We start from the raw sequence: 1,718 nt of genomic DNA on the forward strand, positions 1-1,718 counted from the left end.
GAGCGAACCTTCTCCCGAAGTTACGGTTCTATTTTGCCTAGTTCCTTCACCCGAGTTCTCTCAAGCGCCTTGGTATTCTCTACCCGACCACCTGTGTCGGTTTGGGGTACGATGACTTGTAATCTGAAGCTTAGAGGCTTTTCCTGGAAGCAGGGCATCAATGGCTTCCACACCGTAGTGTGTTCGTCTCGTGTCTCAGTGTTGTGTCTCCGGATTTGCCTAGAAACACCACCTACGCACTTTCACCAGGACAACCGTCGCCTGGCCCACCTAGCCTTCTCCGTCCCCCCATCGCAATTACAAGTCGTGCAGGAATATTAACCTGCTTCCCATCGATTACGCCTTTCGGCCTCACCTTAGGGGTCGACTCACCCTGCCCCGATTAACGTTGGACAGGAACCCTTGGTCTTCCGGCGAGGAGGCTTTTCACCCCCTTTATCGTTACTTACGTCAGCATTCGCACTTCTGATATCTCCAGCATACCTCTCGATACACCTTCGCAGACTTACAGAACGCTCCCCTACCACTCACACATAAGTGTGAATCCGCGGCTTCGGTGCCTGGTTTGAGCCCCGTTACATCTTCCGCGCAGGCCGACTCGACTAGTGAGCTATTACGCTTTCTTTAAATGATGGCTGCTTCTAAGCCAACATCCTAGCTGTCTGAGCCTTCCCACATCGTTTCCCACTTAACCAGAACTTTGGGACCTTAGCCGGCGGTCTGGGTTGTTTCCCTCTTCACGACGGACGTTAGCACCCGCCGTGTGTCTCCCGGATATTACTTACTGGTATTCGGAGTTTGCATGGGGTTGGTAAGTCGGGATGACCCCCTAGCCCAAACAGTGCTCTACCCCCAGTAGTATTCGTCCGAGGCGCTACCTAAATAGCTTTCGGGGAGAACCAGCTATCTCCGAGTTTGATTGGCCTTTCACCCCCAGCCACAGGTCATCCCCTAACTTTGCAACGTTAGTGGGTTCGGTCCTCCAGTTGATGTTACTCAACCTTCAACCTGCCCATGGCTAGATCACCCGGTTTCGGGTCTACACCTTGCAACTAGACGCCCAGTTAAGACTCGGTTTCCCTACGGCTCCCCTATACGGTTAACCTCGCTACAAAATGTAAGTCGCTGACCCATTATACAAAAGGTACGCAGTCACCCCGAAGGGCTCCCACTGCTTGTACGTACACGGTTTCAGGTTCTATTTCACTCCCCTCACAGGGGTTCTTTTCGCCTTTCCCTCACGGTACTGGTTCACTATCGGTCAGTCAGGAGTATTTAGCCTTGGAGGATGGTCCCCCCATATTCAGACAGGATGTCACGTGTCCCGCCCTACTCGATTTCACATCAAGGTTGTTTTCGTGTACGGGGCTATCACCCTGTATCGCCGGCCTTTCCAGGACCGTTCCACTAACTTCCAAGATGCTTAAGGGCTAATCCCCGTTCGCTCGCCGCTACTGAGGGAATCTCGGTTGATTTCTTTTCCTCGGGGTACTTAGATGTTTCAGTTCTCCCGGTTCGCCTCTGTTACCTATGTATTCAGTAACAGATACCCGAGTTATCTCGGGTGGGTTTCCCCATTCGGAAATCTGTGAGTAATAGCGTCTCTTACCGACTTCTCACAGCTTATCGCAGGTTAGTACGTCCTTCATCGCCTCTGACTGCCAAGGCATCCACCATGTACGCTTAGTCACTTAACCATACAACCCCAAGAAGTGTCG

The 1,718-nt window shown here is 52.2% G+C and carries 1 rRNA gene; it reads right to left on the bottom strand.

From position 1 onward, the window contains the following. Positions 1-1,697, bottom strand: a 23S ribosomal RNA gene (locus G5193_RS21670); the annotation flags it as partial. Between the last annotated feature and the right edge of the window lie 21 nt (positions 1,698-1,718).

The organism is Aeromonas sp. 601027, from assembly GCF_049174455.1.
GTDB classification, from domain to species: domain Bacteria; phylum Pseudomonadota; class Gammaproteobacteria; order Enterobacterales; family Aeromonadaceae; genus Aeromonas; species Aeromonas veronii_A.